General features: G+C 70.8%; 14 protein-coding genes. 5 read left to right on the plus strand and 9 right to left on the minus strand.

The window, feature by feature from the left end:
* Positions 1–379: 379 nt before the first annotated feature.
* The gene (gene murJ / locus ACIRG9_RS23620; protein WP_402859719.1) at positions 380–2,119 is read right to left on the minus strand and encodes a murein biosynthesis integral membrane protein MurJ; all 1,740 of its coding nucleotides are present in this window, start codon (positions 2,117–2,119) and stop codon (positions 380–382) included.
* A 129-nt stretch (positions 2,120–2,248) separates the two neighbouring features.
* On the opposite strand from murJ, the gene ACIRG9_RS23625 reads away from it, so the two are divergent.
* The gene (locus ACIRG9_RS23625; RefSeq protein WP_402859722.1) at positions 2,249–3,709 is read left to right on the plus strand and encodes a CCA tRNA nucleotidyltransferase; all 1,461 of its coding nucleotides are present in this window, start codon (positions 2,249–2,251) and stop codon (positions 3,707–3,709) included.
* Positions 3,710–3,771: 62 nt separating this feature from the next.
* On the opposite strand, the gene ACIRG9_RS23630 is transcribed toward ACIRG9_RS23625, so the two are convergent.
* From ACIRG9_RS23630 to ACIRG9_RS23645, 4 genes are read right to left on the minus strand one after another with little or no spacing between them, the layout of a single operon-like run.
* Positions 3,772–5,283, minus strand: coding sequence for a flotillin family protein (locus tag ACIRG9_RS23630; RefSeq protein ID WP_402859725.1), 1,512 nt, complete (start codon positions 5,281–5,283; stop codon positions 3,772–3,774).
* Positions 5,284–5,309: 26 nt separating this feature from the next.
* Entirely contained in the window at positions 5,310–5,831 is a 522-nt protein-coding gene (locus ACIRG9_RS23635; RefSeq protein ID WP_402859728.1) for a hypothetical protein, read from the minus strand.
* A 39-nt stretch (positions 5,832–5,870) separates the two neighbouring features.
* Positions 5,871–6,968: a hypothetical protein gene (locus tag ACIRG9_RS23640; RefSeq protein WP_402859730.1), complete on the minus strand. Its 1,098-nt coding sequence runs from the start codon at positions 6,966–6,968 to the stop codon at positions 5,871–5,873.
* Positions 6,965–7,477 (minus strand): SigE family RNA polymerase sigma factor, encoded by a 513-nt coding sequence (locus tag ACIRG9_RS23645; RefSeq protein ID WP_402859733.1) that lies wholly within the window; start codon positions 7,475–7,477, stop codon positions 6,965–6,967. Before ACIRG9_RS23645 ends, ACIRG9_RS23640 begins: the two co-directional genes overlap by 4 nt.
* 71 nt (positions 7,478–7,548) lie before the next feature.
* Between ACIRG9_RS23645 and ACIRG9_RS23650 the strand changes: the two genes are divergently transcribed.
* Complete coding sequence (locus ACIRG9_RS23650; RefSeq protein WP_402859735.1) at positions 7,549–8,028, plus strand: methylated-DNA--[protein]-cysteine S-methyltransferase; 480 nt, start codon at positions 7,549–7,551, stop codon at positions 8,026–8,028.
* 84 nt (positions 8,029–8,112) lie between these two features.
* Here the strand turns inward: ACIRG9_RS23650 and ACIRG9_RS23655 are convergent, their stop codons facing one another.
* Together ACIRG9_RS23655 and ACIRG9_RS23660 are read right to left on the minus strand one after the other, a co-directional pair.
* The gene (locus ACIRG9_RS23655; RefSeq protein WP_402859738.1) at positions 8,113–9,192 is read right to left on the minus strand and encodes an inositol-3-phosphate synthase; all 1,080 of its coding nucleotides are present in this window, start codon (positions 9,190–9,192) and stop codon (positions 8,113–8,115) included.
* 23 nt (positions 9,193–9,215) lie between these two features.
* Positions 9,216–9,854 (minus strand): PadR family transcriptional regulator, encoded by a 639-nt coding sequence (locus ACIRG9_RS23660; RefSeq protein WP_402859741.1) that lies wholly within the window; start codon positions 9,852–9,854, stop codon positions 9,216–9,218.
* Between the two features lie 175 nt (positions 9,855–10,029).
* Between ACIRG9_RS23660 and ACIRG9_RS23665 the strand changes: the two genes are divergently transcribed.
* The 3 genes from ACIRG9_RS23665 to ACIRG9_RS23675 all read left to right on the plus strand — a co-directional run bounded on the left by ACIRG9_RS23665 (position 10,030) and on the right by ACIRG9_RS23675 (position 15,185).
* A complete protein-coding gene (locus ACIRG9_RS23665) occupies positions 10,030–10,494 on the plus strand; it encodes a DUF5318 domain-containing protein (protein ID WP_402859744.1) in 465 nt (154 codons plus the stop codon).
* Between the two features lie 194 nt (positions 10,495–10,688).
* Complete coding sequence (locus tag ACIRG9_RS23670) at positions 10,689–13,514, plus strand: transglycosylase domain-containing protein (protein WP_402859747.1); 2,826 nt, start codon at positions 10,689–10,691, stop codon at positions 13,512–13,514.
* A 162-nt stretch (positions 13,515–13,676) separates the two neighbouring features.
* Complete coding sequence (locus ACIRG9_RS23675; RefSeq protein ID WP_402859750.1) at positions 13,677–15,185, plus strand: glycosyltransferase family 87 protein; 1,509 nt, start codon at positions 13,677–13,679, stop codon at positions 15,183–15,185.
* Positions 15,186–15,210: 25 nt separating this feature from the next.
* On the opposite strand, the gene ACIRG9_RS23680 is transcribed toward ACIRG9_RS23675, so the two are convergent.
* Together ACIRG9_RS23680 and ACIRG9_RS23685 are read right to left on the minus strand one after the other, a co-directional pair.
* Positions 15,211–17,298 carry a hypothetical protein gene (locus ACIRG9_RS23680; protein ID WP_402859753.1) on the minus strand — a complete coding sequence of 696 codons (2,088 nt, stop codon included), beginning with the start codon at positions 17,296–17,298 and terminating at the stop codon, positions 15,211–15,213.
* Positions 17,295–18,086 (minus strand): deoxyribonuclease IV, encoded by a 792-nt coding sequence (locus ACIRG9_RS23685; RefSeq protein ID WP_402859756.1) that lies wholly within the window; start codon positions 18,084–18,086, stop codon positions 17,295–17,297. Before ACIRG9_RS23685 ends, ACIRG9_RS23680 begins: the two co-directional genes overlap by 4 nt.
* Positions 18,087–18,400: the final 314 nt, after the last annotated feature.

The raw sequence follows: 18,400 nt of genomic DNA on the forward strand, positions 1-18,400 counted from the left end.
GTCTCGACGCCTGCCGTACCCGTCGAGAGCGACCTTACCCGGGATGCCCGGTTCCTCGACATGTCATCTTCCCGCCGTGGCCGTTGGGACGCCAGTGACCGCGGCGGCTGGCCGGCCACGGGATCGGCTCCGCCGCCCGTCACCGGTACACGCACCAGCCAATCTAGAGGTTGACGGCAAGTGGTCGGCGCATGGGCGCAACGGTTGCCGCGGCCGGCGATTCCATGGACGGCCGGTCCCCCGGTTCGGTTGGTCGCCCTCGTCCTTACGGTTGGTTGTCCACAGGCTGAGAGGCCCGTCCAGCGGCAAAACTCCGAGTTATCCACAGCCGTATCCCCAGGCTGGTGATCGTCGTTCACCGTCTGTCATCGGCGCCGGCTCAGCGACCGAGCCGGCGGCGCACCATGCCGACCACCTCGGTGATCTCGCCGATCCGCAGCACCATGGCCAACCCGAGGTACGTCGCACCGATCACGGCGCCGCCGATGACCAGCCGGACCGCGGCGGCCATCCAGCTCAGGTGCGCCGGGTCGCCGGGCAGCAGTTTGACCACCAGCAGGCCGACCAGGGCCGCGCCCAGCGCGGCGACGAGCACCCGGCCCATGGTCCGCATGATTTCGCCCAGCCCGATCCGGCCCACCCGGGGACGCAGCAGGATCGCCGAGATCACCGCCGCCGCCACGTACGAGATCGCGTTGCCGAGCATCATGCCGGCTGCCGCGAAGGTGGCCGAGAAGGCGAGGAAGAGGCCGATCTGCAGGAGCACCCGCAGCGCCACCACCGGGATGTTGACCAGCGCCGGGGTCTTGGTGTCCGGCAGCGCGTAGAAGGCGAAGGTGAAGAGCTGGCTGATCGCGAAGGGCACCAGGCCGACCGCCGCCACCAGCAGCACGGTCGAGGTGGCCACCGCGTTCTCGCCGCTGAACGCGCCGTACCGGAAGATCACGACCGAGATCGGGCCGGCCAGCACCGCGTAGCAGACCGCGACCGGGGCGAGCACCGCGGTGACCATCCGGGTGCCCCGGGACAGGTCGGCGGTGACGTCACGGAACCGGCCCTCGCCAGCGGCGGCGCTCATCCGGGGCATCAGCGCGGTGATGATCGAGACGGCGATGATGCCGTGCGCCATCATCAGCAGCAGGAAGACGTTGTTGTAGATCAACAGGCCGGCGTTCTCCTTGCCGGCGGCGCGGGTGAGCAGGTTGACCACCACGAAGAGGCCGAGCTGGTTGACCCCGACGTAGCAGAACATCCAGGCCCCGAGCCGGCCCAGCTCGCGCAGGCCCAGCTCGCGGAAGTCGAACCGCCATTTCCACCGGAAGCCCACCTTGCGCAGCGCCGGCAGCAGGCCGGCACTCTGCACCGCCACGCCGAGCAGCGTGCCGCCGCCGACCAGCAGGATCCGCCCGGGGGTCATGTCCCCCGGCTGCAGCGCCTTGGCGCCGTAGACGCCGATGTAGAGGCCGAGGACGCCGATGACCACCAGGTTGTTGAGGATGGGTGCCCACATCGGGGCGGCGAAGTGCCCCCGGGTGTTCAGCACCGCCGCGATCAGCGCGCTCAGCCCGGTGAAGAAGAGCATCGGGAGCATCAGGCGGGACAGGTCGTTGACCAGACCCTGATACGTGGCGTCCTTGCCGCCGGCGTAGATCGCAGTGATCACCGGGGCCAGGATCACCGCGATCAGCGCGGCGGCGGCCAGGGTGAGCACCGCCAGGGTGAGCAGCCGCTGCGAGTACGCCTCGCCGCGGTCCGGGTCGAGCTTGCGGCGCCGGACCAGCACCGGGATCAGCACGCTGGTGAGCACCCCGCCGAGCAGGAACTCGTACACCTGGTTGGGCAGGAAGATGGCGGTGGTGTAGACGTTGCCGACCGCGTTGCCCAGGGCGGCGCCGATCATCAGGTTGCGGATGAAGCCCGTACCCCGGCTCACCAGGCTGCCGATCGCCATCACCGCGCTGTTCGCCGCGGCGCTGGTCTCCGCGACCACCTCCTGCGGCGGCGCGATGGCCTCGACGCCCGGCTGGTTCAGCGGCTCGGCGGAGATGAAGACGGCCCCGTCGTCCGGCGGCTGGCCGCCGCGGTGCGCGTTCGCGCTGCGGTAGAGCCCGCCGCTCATCTCCAGCCTCCAAGGGGTACGTCGGAGCCGGACCTCCGGGCCCGCACGTCCACGACCTTAGTCAACCCCGACCGCATACCCGCGCCCGGCGCAGTAGATCCCGCCCCGGACCGATAGGCTGGCGATCCCATGTCCGAAGCCTCCGCCTCCCACGCCGCCGACCGTCGCGAGCTGACCACAGCACAGCGCAACGCCGTCGCCGAGCTGCTCCGCGTCTCGCCCGTCGCCGACGAGCTGGGCCGGCGTTTCGCCCGGGCCGGCCACGAACTGCACCTGGTCGGCGGCTCGGTACGCGACGCGCTGCTCGGCCGCCTCGGCGAGGATCTCGACTTCTGCACCGACGCCCATCCGGACCAGACGCTCGCCATCGTCAAGGGGTGGGCGGAGGCGATCTGGGAGACCGGCCGGGAGTTCGGCACCATCGGCTGCCAGCGCGAGGGGCTCCGGCTGGAGATCACCACCTTTCGTGCCGAGGCGTACGACCAGGTCAGCCGGAACCCGATCGTCGAGTACGGCACCAGCCTGGTCGACGACCTCAAGCGCCGGGACTTCACCGTCAACGCGATGGCGGTCAGTGTCCCCGAGCACCGCTTCACCGACCCGTACGGCGGCCTGGCCGACCTGGCCGCCAAGATCATCCGTACCCCGGGCACGCCCCGGGAGTCGTTCGGTGACGACCCGCTGCGGATGCTGCGTGCGGCCCGGTTCGCCGCCCAGCTCCAGTTCGCGGTGCACCCGGACGTCCGCGAGGCGATGACCCGGATGGCGGCCGACCTGGACCGGATCACCGCCGAACGGATCCGGGACGAGTTCACCAAGCTGCTCTGTGGCGCCGACCCGATCACCGGGTTGCGGCTGCTGGTCGACACCGGGCTGGCCGAGCGCTTCATCCCCGAGCTGACCGGGCTCAAGCTGGAGATCGACGAGCACGCCCAGCACAAGGACGTCTACGAGCACACCCTGACCGTGGTCAGCAACGCGATGTCCATGGAAGAGGACGGCTGCGACTTCGCGCTCCGGATGGCGGCGTTGATGCACGACGTCGGCAAGCCGGCCACCAAGGCGGTCGGCCCGGACGGCCGGGTCAGCTTCCACCACCACGAGGTGGTCGGTGCCCGGCTGACCAAGGCGCGGATGAAGGCCCTGCGCTATCCCAAGGACGTCACCGCACAGGTGGTCAAGCTGGTCGGCCTGCACCTGCGCTTCTACGGATACGGCCGGGGCGAGTGGACCGACTCGGCGGTGCGCCGGTACGTCACCGACGCCGGCGATCTGCTGTCCCGCCTGCACAAGCTCACCCGCTCCGACTGCACCACCCGTAACCGGCGCAAGGCGGCCCTGCTCGCGGCCGACTACGACGCGCTGGAGGAGCGGATCGCCCGGATCGCCGCCGAGGAGGACCTGGCCCGGGTCCGCCCCGACCTGGACGGCAACGCGATCATGGAGCTGCTCGGCGTGCCACCGGGTCCGGTGGTGGGGAAGGCCTGGCAGTACCTCAAGGAGCTGCGACTGGAGCGCGGCCCGCTGGACCGCGACGAGGCCGAGGCGGAGCTCCTCCGCTGGGCCCGCGACCAGGGCATCGTCTCCTGAATCGCGTTAAGAAGGGCCCCTTGTACAACGCCAGGCGTTAACAGGGGGCCCTTCCTTACCGCTCAGTGCTTTACGGTGCTGCCGTCCACGGCGGGCTGGCCGTTGCCGCCGGTGTGGGCGCCGCCCAGCTTGGCGAGCAGGCCGGCCAGGTCGATGCCGGTGAGGTCGGTGCCGAGTTGCAGGCCCTGGGCCACGTTGTCGGCCACCGACTTGGTCAGCGACGAGGCGCCGTCGGTGGAGATGACGGTCATCTTGTCGATCGCGCCGATCGGCGCGCTGGCCGCCCCGACCACCTGCGGCAGCACCTTGACCAGCAGATCCAGCACCGCGGCCTCGCCGTACGCGGCGAACGCCTCGGCCTTGCGGGCCATCGCGTCGGCCTCGGCCTGCCCCTTGGCCAGGATGGCGGCGGCCTCGGCCTGGCCCTCGCGCTCGACCGCCTCGGCGATCGCGGAGCGCCGGCGCTGCTCCGCCTCACCCTCCTTGGCGCCCTCGATCGCGTTCGCCTCGGCCAGCGCGGCCCGCCGGGCCCGCTCGCCCTCACCGGTCAGCCGGGACTGCTCGGCGGCGGCCTGGGCGGCGGCGATGGTGGCCTGCCGCTCGGCGTCGGCCCGCAGCACCGCCGCGTTGCGGTCCGCCTCGGCCTCCTGCTCGACCTTGTAGCGGGCCGCGTCGGCCGGCTTGCGCACCTCGGTGTCGAGCTGGCGCTGCTTCAGCTCGGCGTTCCGCTCGGCCACCTTCTGCTGCTCGGAGAGGATCGCCTGGTCCCGCTCGGCCTGGGCGAGCGGGCCGGCTGCCGCCGACTTCGCCTTGGCCGCGTCGATCTCCGCCTGGATGGCCGCCTGCTTGAGGGACAGGTTCCGGTTCGCCTCGGCGATCGCCTCCTCGGCGAGCAGCCGCTCCTGCTCGGCCGCCTGCCGGGCGCGGGCCTCGGCGATCGAGGCGTCCTTGAGCACCCGGGCCGCCTCCGGCCGGCCCAGGTCCTGCAGGTAGGACCCCTCGGCCAGGATGTCCTGGAGCTGGAAGGTGTCCAGCACCAGGCCCTGGTTGGTCATCGAGTGCTCGGCCTCCTCGGCCACCGCGCTGGCGAACGCCGCCCGGTCCCGGATGACCTCCTCGACGGTGAGCCGGCCGACGATCGAGCGCAGCGCGCCGGCCAGCACCTCGCGGGTGAAGTTGTCGATCTCGTCCTGCTGGTGCAGGAACCGCTGGGCGGCGGCGCGGATCGCGTCCTCGGTGCCGCCGACCTTGACGATCGCGACGCCGTGCAGGTCGGCGCGGATGCCCTGCTTGCTCACCGCGCCCCGGATGCCGACGTCGATCCGCCGGCTGGACAGGTCGAGAGACTGCAGCTTCTGCACCACGGGCAGCACGAAGACCGACGCGCCGAGCACGACCTTCTGCCCGGACATGTCGGTGGAGCGCCCACCGTCGGCGGTCTGGGTGGTCCGGCCCTTGCGGCCGGTGACGATGAACGCCTCGTTCGGGCCGGCCACCTTGATCCGGGAGAGCACGAAGAGGAGGAGAAGGACGGCGAGGAGGACCGCGCCGCCGATGGCGACGAGCAGGGGCATGGCAATTCCGTTCTTGCTTGGGGGATTCAGTAGGTTTCGACGTGCACGCTGGTCTCGCTGAGCGCCTCGACCACGAAGATCTGGGCGCCGACCGGGATCGGATTGTCGGCGCGGGCGTTGAGTTTGACCGGCTGGCCGGCGAGGCGTACCCGGACCTCGCCGTAGCCGTCGGCGGGGACCGGCGTCACCACCAGGCCGACCGCGCCGACCAGATGATTTCGGGTCGGTGTGGCGTCCGTGCGCATGTTGCGGGCCGCCCGGCCGAGCCGGGTCGCCAGCCACCCGGTGGGCACGGCGGCGAACACGCCGCCGGCCACCGCCGCCGCGATCATCCCGGGGGTACGCCCGCCGATCAGTTCGTTGACGATGGCGGCACCGAAGCCGAAGGCCCCGGTGAACCCGGCGACCGCCTCCAGCGACACGGGTCCGTCGACGTCCGGATGGCCGAAGGTGAACACCTCGGCGCCGAGCAGGGCGAGCGCCAGCACACCGACCCCAACCCCGCCGATGATCAGGAAAATGAGCGTCCCGGTGGCCACGACCTGCACGATATCGATGCCATGCAAATCGTCGGGTGCCGCGGTCGCTCAGCCCGGAGCGACGGTCAGCTCAAGATCGACCAATGGTTTCGGCAGTGGCTGGCGGACGAGTTCCCGGCCGGTCGGGTCGGCGAGCACGAAATCCCCCGATCCGTGCGGCCGCCGGTAGAGCAGCCGGTCGTCGGAGACCCAGGCGACGTCGGCGGCGGGCAGCGGGTTCACCACCCGGCCGGTCGCCGTCTCGACCAGCAGCGGCTCCTCCTGCCCCAGGACGACCACCAGCTTCCCGTCCGGCGACCAGGCATCCGGGCCGGCCGGCGCGCCCGGCATGTCGACGAAGCGGGTACGGCGGCCGTTGTCGGCCGAGAAGATCTGCACGCCCTTCGCGAGATCCCGAAGCTGCGAGCTCTCCGGGACCCGTTGTTTCGTGAGCGTGAGCGCCACCTCCCGGCCGTTCCGCAGCCAGGTGAAGTCGCAGAAGTTGCTGCAGGACCAACCCAGCGGGCCCACCAGGTAGGTGTGTTTCGTACCGTCGGTGCCCAGCACGATGAAGCCGAAATGGTCGACCCGGTGGGTGGTGAAGAGCAGCCGCCGGCCGTCCGGTGACCAGCGGGGCACGGAGAGCGCGCCATCCACCTGGTACCAGCGGGTTTTTCCGTTGGTGATGTCGATCAGGCCGATGTCCTTGGGCCGACTGTCGTCGTGGACCGCGACGAGCGAGCCGGTGGGCGCGGGGAAGATGCCGTCGTAGCGGTCGGTGGTGACGTAGCGGCCCCGCTTCCGGTCGAGCAGGAAGCCTTTGCCGGACCCGCCGGTTGTCTGCGCCCGGGTGACGACCCAGTCGCCGGGCAGCGCCAGCGGCCTGGTCGCCCAGTCGGCCCCCGGCGTTTCCAGCATCGTCGGCGAGGGGGCGACGGTCGGGGGCGGTGTCGCCGGGGGTGCGGCCGGACGGGGTCGGAGCAGCACGAAGGGCAGCGTCACGACGACGACCGCGAGCAGGGCGGTGCTGGCAGCGGTGACCCGCCGGCGGCGACGCAGGCGGCGACCCCGACCGAGCGCCCCGGCGGCCAGGCCGGGTGCGGGCCCCACCCCGTCGGCGAGGTCGTGCGCCGCCGCCCGGAGCAACTCGTCCAGGGTTCTGGTCATCGGGTCACCTCCGTGCGGCTCGTCAGCTCGTCCAGCCCCGGCACCAGTTGCCGCAGCCGGGCCAGCGCCTTGGCGGACTGGCTGGCCACCGTGCCGGCCCGGCAGCCGAGGAGCGCCGCGGTCTGCTCGACGCTGAGGTCCTCCAGGTAGCGCAGGGTCAGCACGGCCCGCTGCCGGGGCGGCAGGGCCCGCAGCGCGTCGCGCAACAGCAGCCGCAGGTCGGGGTCGGGGCCGGCCGCCGACCGCTCCGGCAGCTCCGCGACCGGGACCTCCGCGCGCCGGGACCGGCGCCGCCAGCCGGAGATCTGGTCGTGGTAGAGGATCCGTTTCACGTACGGCTCGGCGTCGCCCCGGATCCGCGGCCAGCGCGCGTACGCCTTGGCCAGCGCGTTCTGGAGCAGGTCCTCCGCCGCGTGCTGATTACCGGCGAGCGCGTACGCGACGCGCAGCAGGGCACCACCCCGTTCGTTGACGAACGCGGTGAACTCCCTGTCGGTCACCTCTGCCACCGCCCACCTCCGTACCTCAGACGCACGGGGCCGCGAGAACTTTGCCCGACCGGGCGGATCAGAATGGGGGCATGCGTTGGACCGTGCTCGACTCGCCGATCGGGGAGTTCTCCGTCGCCACGGACGGCGAGGCCGTCCGGGGGGCGCACTTCGGCCGGGTGGAGTCGGCGACCGGCCGACCCGGCGACGAGATCGCCGCTCGCGCGCTGGCCGAGCTGCGTGCGTACTTCGCCGGTGAGCTGACCGAGTTCACCGTGCCGGTGATGGCGCCGCGGGGGTCGGAGTTCGAGCGCGCGGTGTGGCGGGAGATGACCCTCATCCCGTACGGGGAGACGCGGACCTACGGCGAGGTCGCCACGGCGGTCGGCGACCCGGGCGGTGCGCGGGCGGTCGGGGTGGCCTGCAACCGGAATCCGGTTCCGGTGATCGTGCCCTGTCATCGGATCGTCGGCGCCGGCGGCAAGCTGGTCGGTTTCGGCGGTGGGCTGCCGCGCAAGGTGACGCTGTTGGAGCTGGAGGCGCGGGTGGCGTTCCAGCGCGCCTGGTCCTGACGTACCCCGGAGGGAAGCTGGCGGGAACGCGCGAGGGCCGGGTCCGTGTGGACCCGGCCCTCGACGGTGCTGGTGGTCAGCGCGTCAGCGCTCGATCTCGCCCTTGATGAACTCCTCCACGGCGGCGTGCGCGTCGTGGTCGGCGTACTGCACCGGCGGAGACTTCATGAAGTACGAGGAGGCGGAGAGGATCGGGCCGCCGATCTTCCGGTCCAGCGCGATCTTCGCGGCCCGGACGGCGTCGATGATGACGCCGGCCGAGTTCGGCGAGTCCCACACCTCGAGCTTGAGCTCGGCGTTGAGCGGGGTGTCACCGAAGGAGCGGCCCTCCAGGCGGATGTACGCCCACTTGCGGTCGTCGAGCCACGGCACGTGGTCCGACGGGCCGATGTGCACGTCGCTCTTGGCCATCTCGTGCGGGATCTGGGAGGTCACCGACTGGGTCTTCGAGATCTTCTTCGAGACCAGGCGGTTGCGCTCCAGCATGTTCATGAAGTCCATGTTGCCGCCGAAGTTGAGCTGGTACGTGCGCAGCAGCTCGACCCCGCGGTCCTCGAAGAGCTTGGCGAGGGCGCGGTGCACGATGGTGGCGCCCACCTGGCTCTTGATGTCGTCACCGACGATCGGCAGGCCGGCGTCGGTGAACTTCTTGGCCCACTCGGGGTCGGAGGCGATGAATACCGGCAGGGCGTTCACGAACGCGCAGCCGGCGTCGATCGCGGCCTGGGCGTAGAACTTGTCGGCCTGCTCGGAACCGACCGGCAGGTAGGAGACGACCACGTCGACCTGCGCGTCGCGCAGCGCCTGGGCCACGTCGACCGGCTCGACGTCCGATTCCTCGATGATCTCGCGGTAGTACAGGCCGAGACCGTCGAAGGTCGGACCGCGCTGCACGGTCACGCCGGTCGGCGGCACGTCGCACAGCTTGATGGTGTTGTTCTCGCTGGCGACGATCGCCTCGGCGAGGTCCATGCCCACCTTCTTGGCGTCCACGTCGAACGCCGCGACGAACTTCACGTCGGAGACGTGGTAGTCGCCGAAGGTGACGTGCATGAGACCCGGGACGCGGTCGGTCGGGTTGGCGTTCCGGTAGTACTCCACACCCTGCACGAGGGACGAGGCGCAGTTACCCACACCGACGATGGCGACGCGGACGGAGCCCATAGCGTCTGCCTCCTTCTTCTTCATCACGGCCGCTCTGTCCTGGACTCTCCAGGCTGGGGCGGGCTTTCGTTTTCTCGTCGACCACCGGCCGTCCCGGGTTGCGGGACCGTCGGGGCTCGGCCGGAGCGCTCGTTGGCGATGAGCTCCTCCAGCCAGCGGACCTCGCGCTCACATGCATCCAAGCCGTGGCGCTGCAGTTCCAGGGTGTACGCGTCGAGTCGCTCGGCGGCGCGGCCGAGCACGTCACGAAGGCCTTCGCGACGCTCCTCGATCCTGCGACGACGACCTTCCAGGATCCGTAGCCGGGTGGCCTGGTCGGTCCGGGCGAAGAACGCGAAGTGCACGCCGAAGCCCGTGTCGTCGTACGTCTCGGGCCCAGCCTGCGCTATCAGCTGGGCGAAGCGTTCCTTGCCCTCCGCGGTAATGGTGTAGACCACCCGACCGCGTCGGCTGGTCAGCGCCGGGACCTCCTCGGCGGTCGCGGGTGTCTCGGTGGCCTCGGCGATCCAGCCTGCCGCCTGCAGCCGGCGTAGCGTCGGGTAGAGCGAGCCGTAGCTGATCGCCGCGCGGATGGCGCCGAGCTTGGCGGTCAACTCCTTGCGCAGCTCGTAGCCGTGCATCGGAGCCTCCTGCAGGAGGCCGAGGATGGCGAGCTCGAGCACGGACCACCCCTTCTTTACCCCCGGCGCGGAGTCGAAACCGCCGCGATGTATCGGACCGATACATCGCACGTTAGCGGAGACGCATGGTCAGGGCAAACATTTGGTTACGCGATCCTGTCGTCACGGATCGTGACGGTGGTCGCCTACTCCGGCCGGACCGCGTACCCTTTGCCGCATGCGTACGCAGCGCCAGGTCGTCGACTACTCGCTCCGGAAGCGAGCGGCGCTGCGTGACCTCCTCGCCGCCCGGGTTGCCAGGTACGACGTCTGCGACGCCTCTCCGTACCTGAAGAACGCAGCTCGGTTCCACGGCGAGCCCACCGAGGAGCGCTGCCCGATCTGCCGCAGCGAGAACCTCGTACACGTCCACTACATTTACGGGGACGAACTCAAGCAGTCCGCCGGCCAGGCGCGCACCCGCGCCGAGTTGTCGGTCCTTGCGATGACGCTGCGTGAGTTTCAGGTCTTCGTGGTGGAGGTGTGCCCCGGCTGTGACTGGAACCATCTCGTCGAGCAGTACCTGCTCGGCCGGGACGGGTTGGCCGGTGGCGTGGATGACGGGTCGGAGCAGGAGGCGGTGAGCGGATCGTCCGCTCCCGCGGGTTCTGCCCCTCGTCGAAGGCGAGAGGCGCAACGGTGAACTTGGCTGTACCGGTCGATCCCGGCCCGACGTACGGGCGGGACGACCGACAGTCATTGCGTCTGATTGGTCCGATTAGCTCGGATTCGACGGCTGCGCCCTGGCATGCCCGTGGCGTAGCGTCTCGTGTTCCAGCTCACGGCAACCCGGTGGCGGCGCCCCCGCGTCCCACCGCGACCGGCAGGGTGTGAGGAATGAACTACGGCGATTCCAGTTCTTCGCGTGGGCGGGCCCAGATCCCGGGCCCGAGCGGCGGCCCCGATCAAGGCGGCCGTCCACCCGGGAGCGGCTGGTCCTCCGGGCCGGAAGGCGGTGCCTCGGCCCGTGCCTCGGTAACTCCACCGGGTGCCGCGTCCGGCGGACGCGCCTCGGTCGGCGGCGCGGCTCCGGCGCCACGTGGCGCATCGGGCTCGGCGTCGGTGGGCCGGGCCGGCACGGGAGGCCGAGCCTCGGTGCCGGTCTCGCCGGCACCCGGCGGCGCCACCGGCCGGGCCGGCACAGGAGGCCGGGCTTCGGTGCCGGTGTCGCCGGGTGCCCCGTCCGGGCGCGCCACGGTTGGCGCGGCTGGCGTGGGCACGGCCGGGCGGGCGAGCGTCGGCTCGGCGTCCGTCGGCGGTCGGCCCGTGGCGGCGCGGGCCGGTGTACGCGGCGTCGGCGGTGGACCCGGCGGCCCGGGTGGCCCGGGTGGCCCCGGCCGGGGCGGTCGCAGCGGCCGCGGTGACGACCCGGCCGCGCAGGCCCGGGCGAAGAAGCGTCGTCGGATGAACATCATCATCGCCGGCTTCGCCGTCTTCATCATGCTCGCCGGCATCGGCGTCGTCGGCTTCACCTACTACTCGACGAACGTCATCCTGCCCGAGGACACGGTGCCGCCGCTGTCCACGGCGATCCTCTCCCGGGACGGCAAGACCATTGCCCGGATCGGTGAGGAGAACCGGCAGTTCGTCACCATCAAGGACATCCCGCTGCACGTGCAGCACGCGGTGGCAGCCGCGGAGGACCGGAACTTCTACCGGCACTCCGGCGTGGACTACAAGGGCATCGCCCGGGCCGCCTGGAACAACCTCAGCGGCGGCGACAAGCAGGGCGCCTCGACCATCACCCAGCAGTACGCCCGCAACGCGTTCGACAACCTCAACCAGGACACGTACGGCCGCAAGGTGAAGGAGGCGATCCTCGCCTCCAAGCTGAATGACCGGTACGACAAGCCGCAGATCATGCAGCACTACCTGAACGTGATCTACTTCGGCCGGGGCGCGTACGGCATCCAGGCGGCGGCCCTGACGTACTTCAAGAAGAACAGCAAGGACCTGACCGTGGCGGAAGGCGCGGTGCTCGCCGCGCTGATCAAGCAGCCGGAGCCGAGCGCCACCCACAGGGGCTACGACCCGGCGATCAACGACACGGCCGCGCTGGAGCGGTGGAACTACGTCATCCAGGGCATGATCACCGAGAAGTGGCTCGACGCGGCGGGCATGCCCGCGCATCCCACTGAATACCCCAAGGTCCAGCCGCCCACCAAGAGCAGCGCCGGGGGCTTCGGTATCGACACGCCCTACGGCAACGTGGTCAATTACGTCTCGCAGGAGTTGCGCGAGATGAAGCTCTGCACCGACGACGAGGCCGAGGCCACGCAGGACAAGCCGCTCTGTTCCAAGGCGCTGAGCCGGGGCGGTTACCGGATCACCACCACCATCGACACGAAGATGCAGCAAGCGGCGCTCGACGCGGCCCAGCCGTCGAAGAAGGGCTCCGAGCTCTACGGGCAGCCGAAGCACCTGATGGCGGCCGTGGTGGCGGTCGACCCGACAAATGGTGAGGTGCGCGCCTACTACGGCGGCGACAACGGCACCGGTACCGACTACGCCGGCAAGAACGTCGACAACGGCGTGCTCAGCGGCGGCCACTCCCCGGGTTCAAGCTTCAAGATCTACACCCTTGCGGCAGCCCTCAAGGCGGACATCTCCATCAAGACACGGTGGAAGGGCTCGGCGTTCACCCCGGAGGGGGTGGAATTCAAGGTCAGTAACGCTGGCGCCGACAAGGTCTCCTGCGGCGACTCCTGCACGCTCGAACAGTCGACGCTGAAGTCGCTGAACGTGCCGTTCTACTACATCACCCAGCAGATCGGTCCGGACAAGGTCCTCGATATGGCCAAGCAGGCCGGCGTCACCACGATGTGGCGCACCGACACGAACCCGGCCAAGGCGTACGACCTCACCAAGACGGATTCGAAGGAACTCGCGCCGGATCCCTTCTACCACGTCCTCGGTTATGGCCAGTACCCGATCACCGTGCTGGACCACGCCAACGGCGTCGCCACCTTCGCCAACCGCGGTACCTACTACAAGGCGCACTTCATCAAGAAGGTGGAGAAGCAGGACATCGCCACCGGAACGTGGAAGATCAAGACTGGCCCGAAACTGAAGGGCAGTCCGCGCATCGACCCGAGCATCGTGGCGGACGTGACCTCGGTCCTGGAGAAGTACCCGGCCCAGGTGAAGCGCAAGCTCGAGAACGGCCGGAAGGTGGCCGAGAAGACCGGCACCTGGGAACTCGGCGACCCGAAGGATCCGCTGGCCAACGGCGATGCCTGGATGATCGGGTACACGCCGCAGCTCGCCACCGCCGTCTGGGTCGGCAACAAGGGCGACCGCAAGGCGATCAAGACGAAGGACGGCGCGAAGATCAGCGGAGCCAGCGTGCCCGGGCGCATCTTCCAGCGGTTCATGGACGACGCGCTCAAGGGCAAGGAGAAAATGGACTTCGCGCCCGCCGCGCACGTCGGCAAGGACGACGTTGGAAACGGTGACCCGCCGCCGGCGGAGAATGACGGGCAGCCGGTCTGCGACGACCTCGGCCTCTTCTGCCCGAACGGCGGCAACGGTAACGGCGGCAACAACGGCGGCAACGGTAACGGCGGCAACATCTTCCCGGGCGGCCCCGGCGGCCCGGGCACCGGCGGCGGTGGTCGCGGTGGTGGGCTCCTGCCCAGCACACCACCACGCCAGACGTACTGACGGCAGGGCTGACGACGGCGGCCGGACCACTGGTCCGGCCGCCGTCGGCGTCAATGCCTGCTGACGTCCGGCGGAATGGATCTTGCCTCCTCCGCCGGGATGTCGATGTGCTCTGTCGTCAGATCTCGTCGGCGGCTCCGAGATAGGGCAGGATGCCTTTTCATGAGCATCCAGTCGACGTCAGGCATCGACGACAGTGGTCCCATCGACCACCCGTCCCGCTCGGACGGCTTCGTCCGCGGCGCCTCCGAACTGATCGGTGGCCCGCTCGGCGATCACGCGGTCGCCCTCGACCGGCCGGCAGGCCGGGAGGGCCGGTTCTGGACCGCCGCCAGGATCGTGCTGGCCCTGGTGTGCCTGACGCTCGCGCTGCACTGGGTGCAGAAGTCGCCCTGCCAGGACGGCGCCTGGCAGAACAACGTGCAGTACACCCGGATGTGCTACAGCGACGTGTTGGCGCTCTACTACGCCGAGGGCCTCAACGAGGGCAAGGTGCCCTACGTCGACCACCCGGTGGAGTACCCGGTGCTGACCGGCTACTTCATGGGCGCGCTCGGACTGCCGGTGCACGCCTTCGGCGTGGACCACCCCGGCATCAACCAGGGGCAGTGGTTCTACAACCTGAACGCCCTGGTCCTTGGCGCGCTCGCCGTCGCCACCGTCGCGGTCATCCTCAACCTGCGCCGCCGACGACCCTGGGACGCGGCGATGTTCGCGCTCGCGCCGGCCCTGGTGCTCACCGCCACCGTCAACTGGGACCTGCTGGCCGTCGGGCTGGCCGCGTTCGGACTGCTGGCCTGGGCGCGTCGCCGTCCGGCGACGGCCGGGGTCCTGCTCGGCCTGGCCGGGGCGGCGAAGCTGTGGCCGTTGTTCCTGTTCGGCCCGATCCTGGTGCTCGGGCTACGGGCCGGCCGGCTGCGCGCCGCGCTCACCGCCGCCGGAACGGGCCTGGTGGCGGTGGTCGCGGTCAACCTGCCTATCGCGATCCCGTACCGGGACAACTGGAACCGCTTCTTCGACCTGAGCACCACCCGCGACATCGACTGGGGCACCCTCTGGTACATCGGCCGCTACCTCGACGGCAAGATCAACCCGTCGAAACCGGGCGAGCTGGGGCCGTTCGAGTGGCTGAGCGCCCACATCTCCACCCTCAACTGGGTGTCGTACCTGCTCTTCGGGCTGGCGTGCGCCGGTGTGGCCGCGCTCGCGTTCTTCGCCCGGCGCCGGCCCCGGCTGGCGCAGCTCGCCTTCCTGGTGGTCGCCGCCTTCCTGATCTTCAGCAAGGTCTGGTCCCAGCAGTTCGTGCTCTGGCTGCTCCCGCTCGCGGTGCTCGCCCGGCCGCGCTGGGGAGCGTTCCTGGCCTGGCAGGTCGCCGAGGTCTGCTACTTCGTCGCCTTCTACGGGGAACTGCTCGGTTCGGCCACCGGCAAGCCGGTCTTCCCCGAGGGAGTCTTCGTGCTGGCGGCCAGCCTGCGCCTGATCACCGTGGCGGTGCTCTGCGGCTTCGTGATCCGGGACATCCTCCACCCCGACCGCGACGCGGTGCGCACCACGTACGCGGACGATCCGGATGGGGGCGTCCTCGATGGTGTCGAGGACGCCCCCTGGTATCACCGTCTGCGTCGACGTCCGGCGGACGACTCCGGCTCGGCCGAGCCTGCGGTCGTCTGACCACCGGCGGCCGGTGGTCAGCGGCTCAGAGCCGGTAGACCACCGCGCCGTCGACCTCTTCCCGGGTGACGCCCAGGCCGTCGACCGGGCGGTCGAGGATCCCCTCCCACGGGGTGCCGTTGAGCCGGCCGGTCACCACGACCACGGTCTTCACGCCGAGTTGACGCAGGTAGTCGACGCTGAACGGATCGGGGAACCTGACGCTGGCGTCGCGTACCCGGGCCTGGCTCGTCGGGGTGAAGCCGCTGCCGCCGTTGACCATGTCCTGGAACCGGCTGGTGGACCAGAGCATCACCGGTTCGTCCAGCGCCTGGCTGCTGGGCAGGACCAGCATCGGGCCGTCGATCGTCCGCATCACCGGTGGCTGCTGCGGCACCACCGGGTGCGGCGTGGCGTTCAGCCCCTCCACGACGACCAGCAGCAGCGGCAGCAGGGTGGCCAGCCGCAGCCACGGGCCGGGCCACGACGGAATCCGCTGGGCGGCGAGTTCGCGTACCCGGGCGCAGAACGCGGTGACGGCACCGGCCGCGAGCAGGCCGAGCAGCAGCGTGGTCCAGAGCATCAGCCGGCCCGGCGTACGCAGTCCGCTGAAGCCCGGCAGGTAGTCGAAGAGCGGCACGTAGGTGAACCGGCCGTCGAGGAGCCGGGTGCCCATGGCCAGGGCAACCGTCGCCAGCACCCCGGCGAGCAGGAAGATCCGGTGACGGACCCGCCAGACCGAGAAGAAGAGCCCGCCGGCCGCCAGGGCGTACAGCGCGAAGCCCGGCAGCAGGGTCATCTCCGGATGCCAGGGCAGCACGTCCCGCGCGCCCTCGTGCAGCGCACCCCAGATCCGGGACTCCGCCGGGGCGGTGAAGAACCCGAGGACCGGCGGCGAGTAGAACCTGATGTCGTCGATCGTCCGCTCCGCGTTCGGGTGCAGCTCCGCGACCTTGAAGTACGGCACCGCCAGCAGCGCGCCCACCGCGGCGAAGACCACGCCACCGAGCACGTCGGCGAGGAACAGCCGGCCACCGAAGGGACGCTTCACCGGCCGTACCACCCAGCGCCGGGCGAACCAGATGACGGCCGAAACCAACACGACACCGGCCAGCAGGTACGCGAACGGCAGCCCGATGCCGAAGCCGAGGCTGAGTTGCCATGCCGCCACCAACCAACCGGCGAACGCCCAGCCGGCGTGGCGCCGTCCGGGCCGGTAGCCGTACCGGAGGGACCAGCCGTGACCCCGGGCGAGCATCGCCAGCGCCAGCGGGATGCCGCCGTTGGAGATGATGTGCAGGTGGCCGGCCTGGGCCAGCAGCCAGGGTGCGTACGTGTAGGAGACCCCGGCCACCGCGGAGCCGATCCGCCCCGCGCCGAGCTGCCGCGCCAACGCGTACGCCCCGAGCGTGGCGAGCGCGTGCGCCAGCACGAACATGATGTTGTAGCGCAGCACGGCGTCCTGGGGGCCGCTGCCGAGCAGGCCGGCCGGCGCGTACCCGAGGAGGGTGTCCGAGAAGGCGAAGCTCCACGGCTCGGGGAAGAACGTGTTCGAGTGCCAGAGCTGCCCGGGGTTGGTCCGCAGGATGTGCCCGGACCAGGCCATCTGCCAGGACTGGAGGCTCGGGTCCCAGTAGTCCTGCGGCAGCGTGTAACGCGGGTAGCGCAGGGTGGGCCAGGTCATCAGCACGGCCAGCACCAGCGAGGCGACGGTGGCCAGGGTCCACTCGTGGATCAGGAATCGGCCCACCGCGCGGATCGCCCGGCGCGGCCGGGTGAGCACGGGATCCGGGGCGGGGCCGAACGCCGACCAGGGATCGGTGGACTCCGTACCGTCGGTGGACGGGTCCTTCCCGTTTGCCTCGCCGGCGGTCCCGGCCCCGCCGTCGGTGGTCCTGCCGTGCCCCTCGGTTCCGCCGTCCCGGCCGGGCTTCGCGGTCTCGTCGGCCGCCCCGGGGTCGTCCGGGCCGGTCTTCGTGGCGATCGCGTCGGCACCCGTCTGGCCGGTGTCGGCGGACGGCTGCGCGTCGCCGCCGGCCGGCCGAGCGTCGCCGCTCGGCGGCTGTGGGCGGTCGCCGGAGAATCCTCCGGCCGGCCCAGTGCCGCCGGTGGCGTCGGACTGGTCGGTCGTCACTTCGCCGACGCTCCGTTCCCGAGCTCGCGGCGCAGGAACGCGATGTCCGCCGCCTGCCCCTCGACGCCGCCCGGAGTCTCCACGATGACCGGTGCGTCGGCTGCCCGGATCACCGTCACCAACAGCTCCGGGTCGATGGTTCCGCCGTCGAGGTTGTCGTGCCGGTCCTGCCCCGAGTTGAAGGCGCCCTTGGAGTTGTTCGCGTGGATCAGGTCGATCCGGCCGGTGATCGCCTTGACCCGGTCCACCAGACCCAGCAGCTCCTCGCCGCCGGCGTGCGCGTGGCAGGTGTCGAGGCAGAAGCCCACCTCGTAGTCGCCGAGCGCGTCCCAGAGCCGGGCCAGCGCGTCGAGGTGCCGGGCGCAGGCGTTGTCGCCGCCGGCGGTGTTCTCGATCAGGACCGGGAGCGGGAAGCCACCGGACTCCGCCGCGTACGCGAAGGTCTTCCGCCAGTTGTCGAAGCCGACGGCGACGTCGTTCCCGGCGTTGACGTGACCGCCGTGCACGATCAGCCCCTTGGCCCCGATGGCCGCCGCGGCGGTCGCGTGGCCGAGGAGCAGCTTGCGGCTCGGGATGCGGATCCGGTTGTTCAGCGTGGCCACGTTGATGACGTACGGCGCGTGCACGTAGAGGTCGAGGTCCGCCGCGCGCAGCCGCTCGGCGTCCTCCCGGGCCTTCGGGGCCTTCCATCCCTGTGGATCGGAGAGGAAGAACTGCACGGCCGCGGCGTCCCGGGCGGCCGCCTCGGCCAGTGGGTCGGTCGGATCGACGTGGGCTCCGATTCGCATGCAGCGCAGCCTACGTCGCGCTTCTGACGAGCGGGCAGACTGCGGCGGGTGCCGGCGGGCGCGTCGCCTTCGGAGAACCGGTACGGAGGCGGAGCGGGCGGCGTCACCAGCCGGCCGGGCGGTCGTTGTCCGAGGTGGGATCGATGGTCGACGCTCCACCCGGACGCGGTCCACAGGCGTTCCGGGTGCAGGGGAGGCCACCCGGAAACGGGACCGCCCCGCCGTGCGGCCCGGCACGACGGGGCGGGATCCGCCTCGTCACCCGCCGACCGGCTGAATAGCAAGACAGCCGGGCAAATTCTTCCAATTCCCCC

The sequence above is a fragment of the Micromonospora sp. NPDC093277 genome (assembly GCF_044765245.1).
In the GTDB taxonomy this organism is placed as follows: Bacteria; Actinomycetota; Actinomycetes; order Mycobacteriales; family Micromonosporaceae; genus Micromonospora.

Excerpts from the sequence above, each read along its gene's own strand:
- murJ (WP_402859719.1), bottom strand. The coding sequence starts at position 2,119 with ATGAGCGGCGGGCTCTACCGCAGCGCGAACGCGCACCGCGGCGGCCAG.
- ACIRG9_RS23625 (WP_402859722.1), top strand. The coding sequence starts at position 2,249 with ATGTCCGAAGCCTCCGCCTCCCACGCCGCCGACCGTCGCGAGCTGACC.
- ACIRG9_RS23630 (WP_402859725.1), bottom strand. The coding sequence starts at position 5,283 with ATGCCCCTGCTCGTCGCCATCGGCGGCGCGGTCCTCCTCGCCGTCCTT.
- ACIRG9_RS23640 (WP_402859730.1), bottom strand. The coding sequence starts at position 6,968 with ATGACCAGAACCCTGGACGAGTTGCTCCGGGCGGCGGCGCACGACCTC.
- ACIRG9_RS23650 (WP_402859735.1), top strand. The coding sequence starts at position 7,549 with ATGCGTTGGACCGTGCTCGACTCGCCGATCGGGGAGTTCTCCGTCGCC.
- ACIRG9_RS23655 (WP_402859738.1), bottom strand. The coding sequence starts at position 9,192 with ATGGGCTCCGTCCGCGTCGCCATCGTCGGTGTGGGTAACTGCGCCTCG.
- ACIRG9_RS23665 (WP_402859744.1), top strand. The coding sequence starts at position 10,030 with ATGCGTACGCAGCGCCAGGTCGTCGACTACTCGCTCCGGAAGCGAGCG.
- ACIRG9_RS23670 (WP_402859747.1), top strand. The coding sequence starts at position 10,689 with ATGAACTACGGCGATTCCAGTTCTTCGCGTGGGCGGGCCCAGATCCCG.
- ACIRG9_RS23675 (WP_402859750.1), top strand. The coding sequence starts at position 13,677 with ATGAGCATCCAGTCGACGTCAGGCATCGACGACAGTGGTCCCATCGAC.
- ACIRG9_RS23685 (WP_402859756.1), bottom strand. The coding sequence starts at position 18,086 with ATGCGAATCGGAGCCCACGTCGATCCGACCGACCCACTGGCCGAGGCG.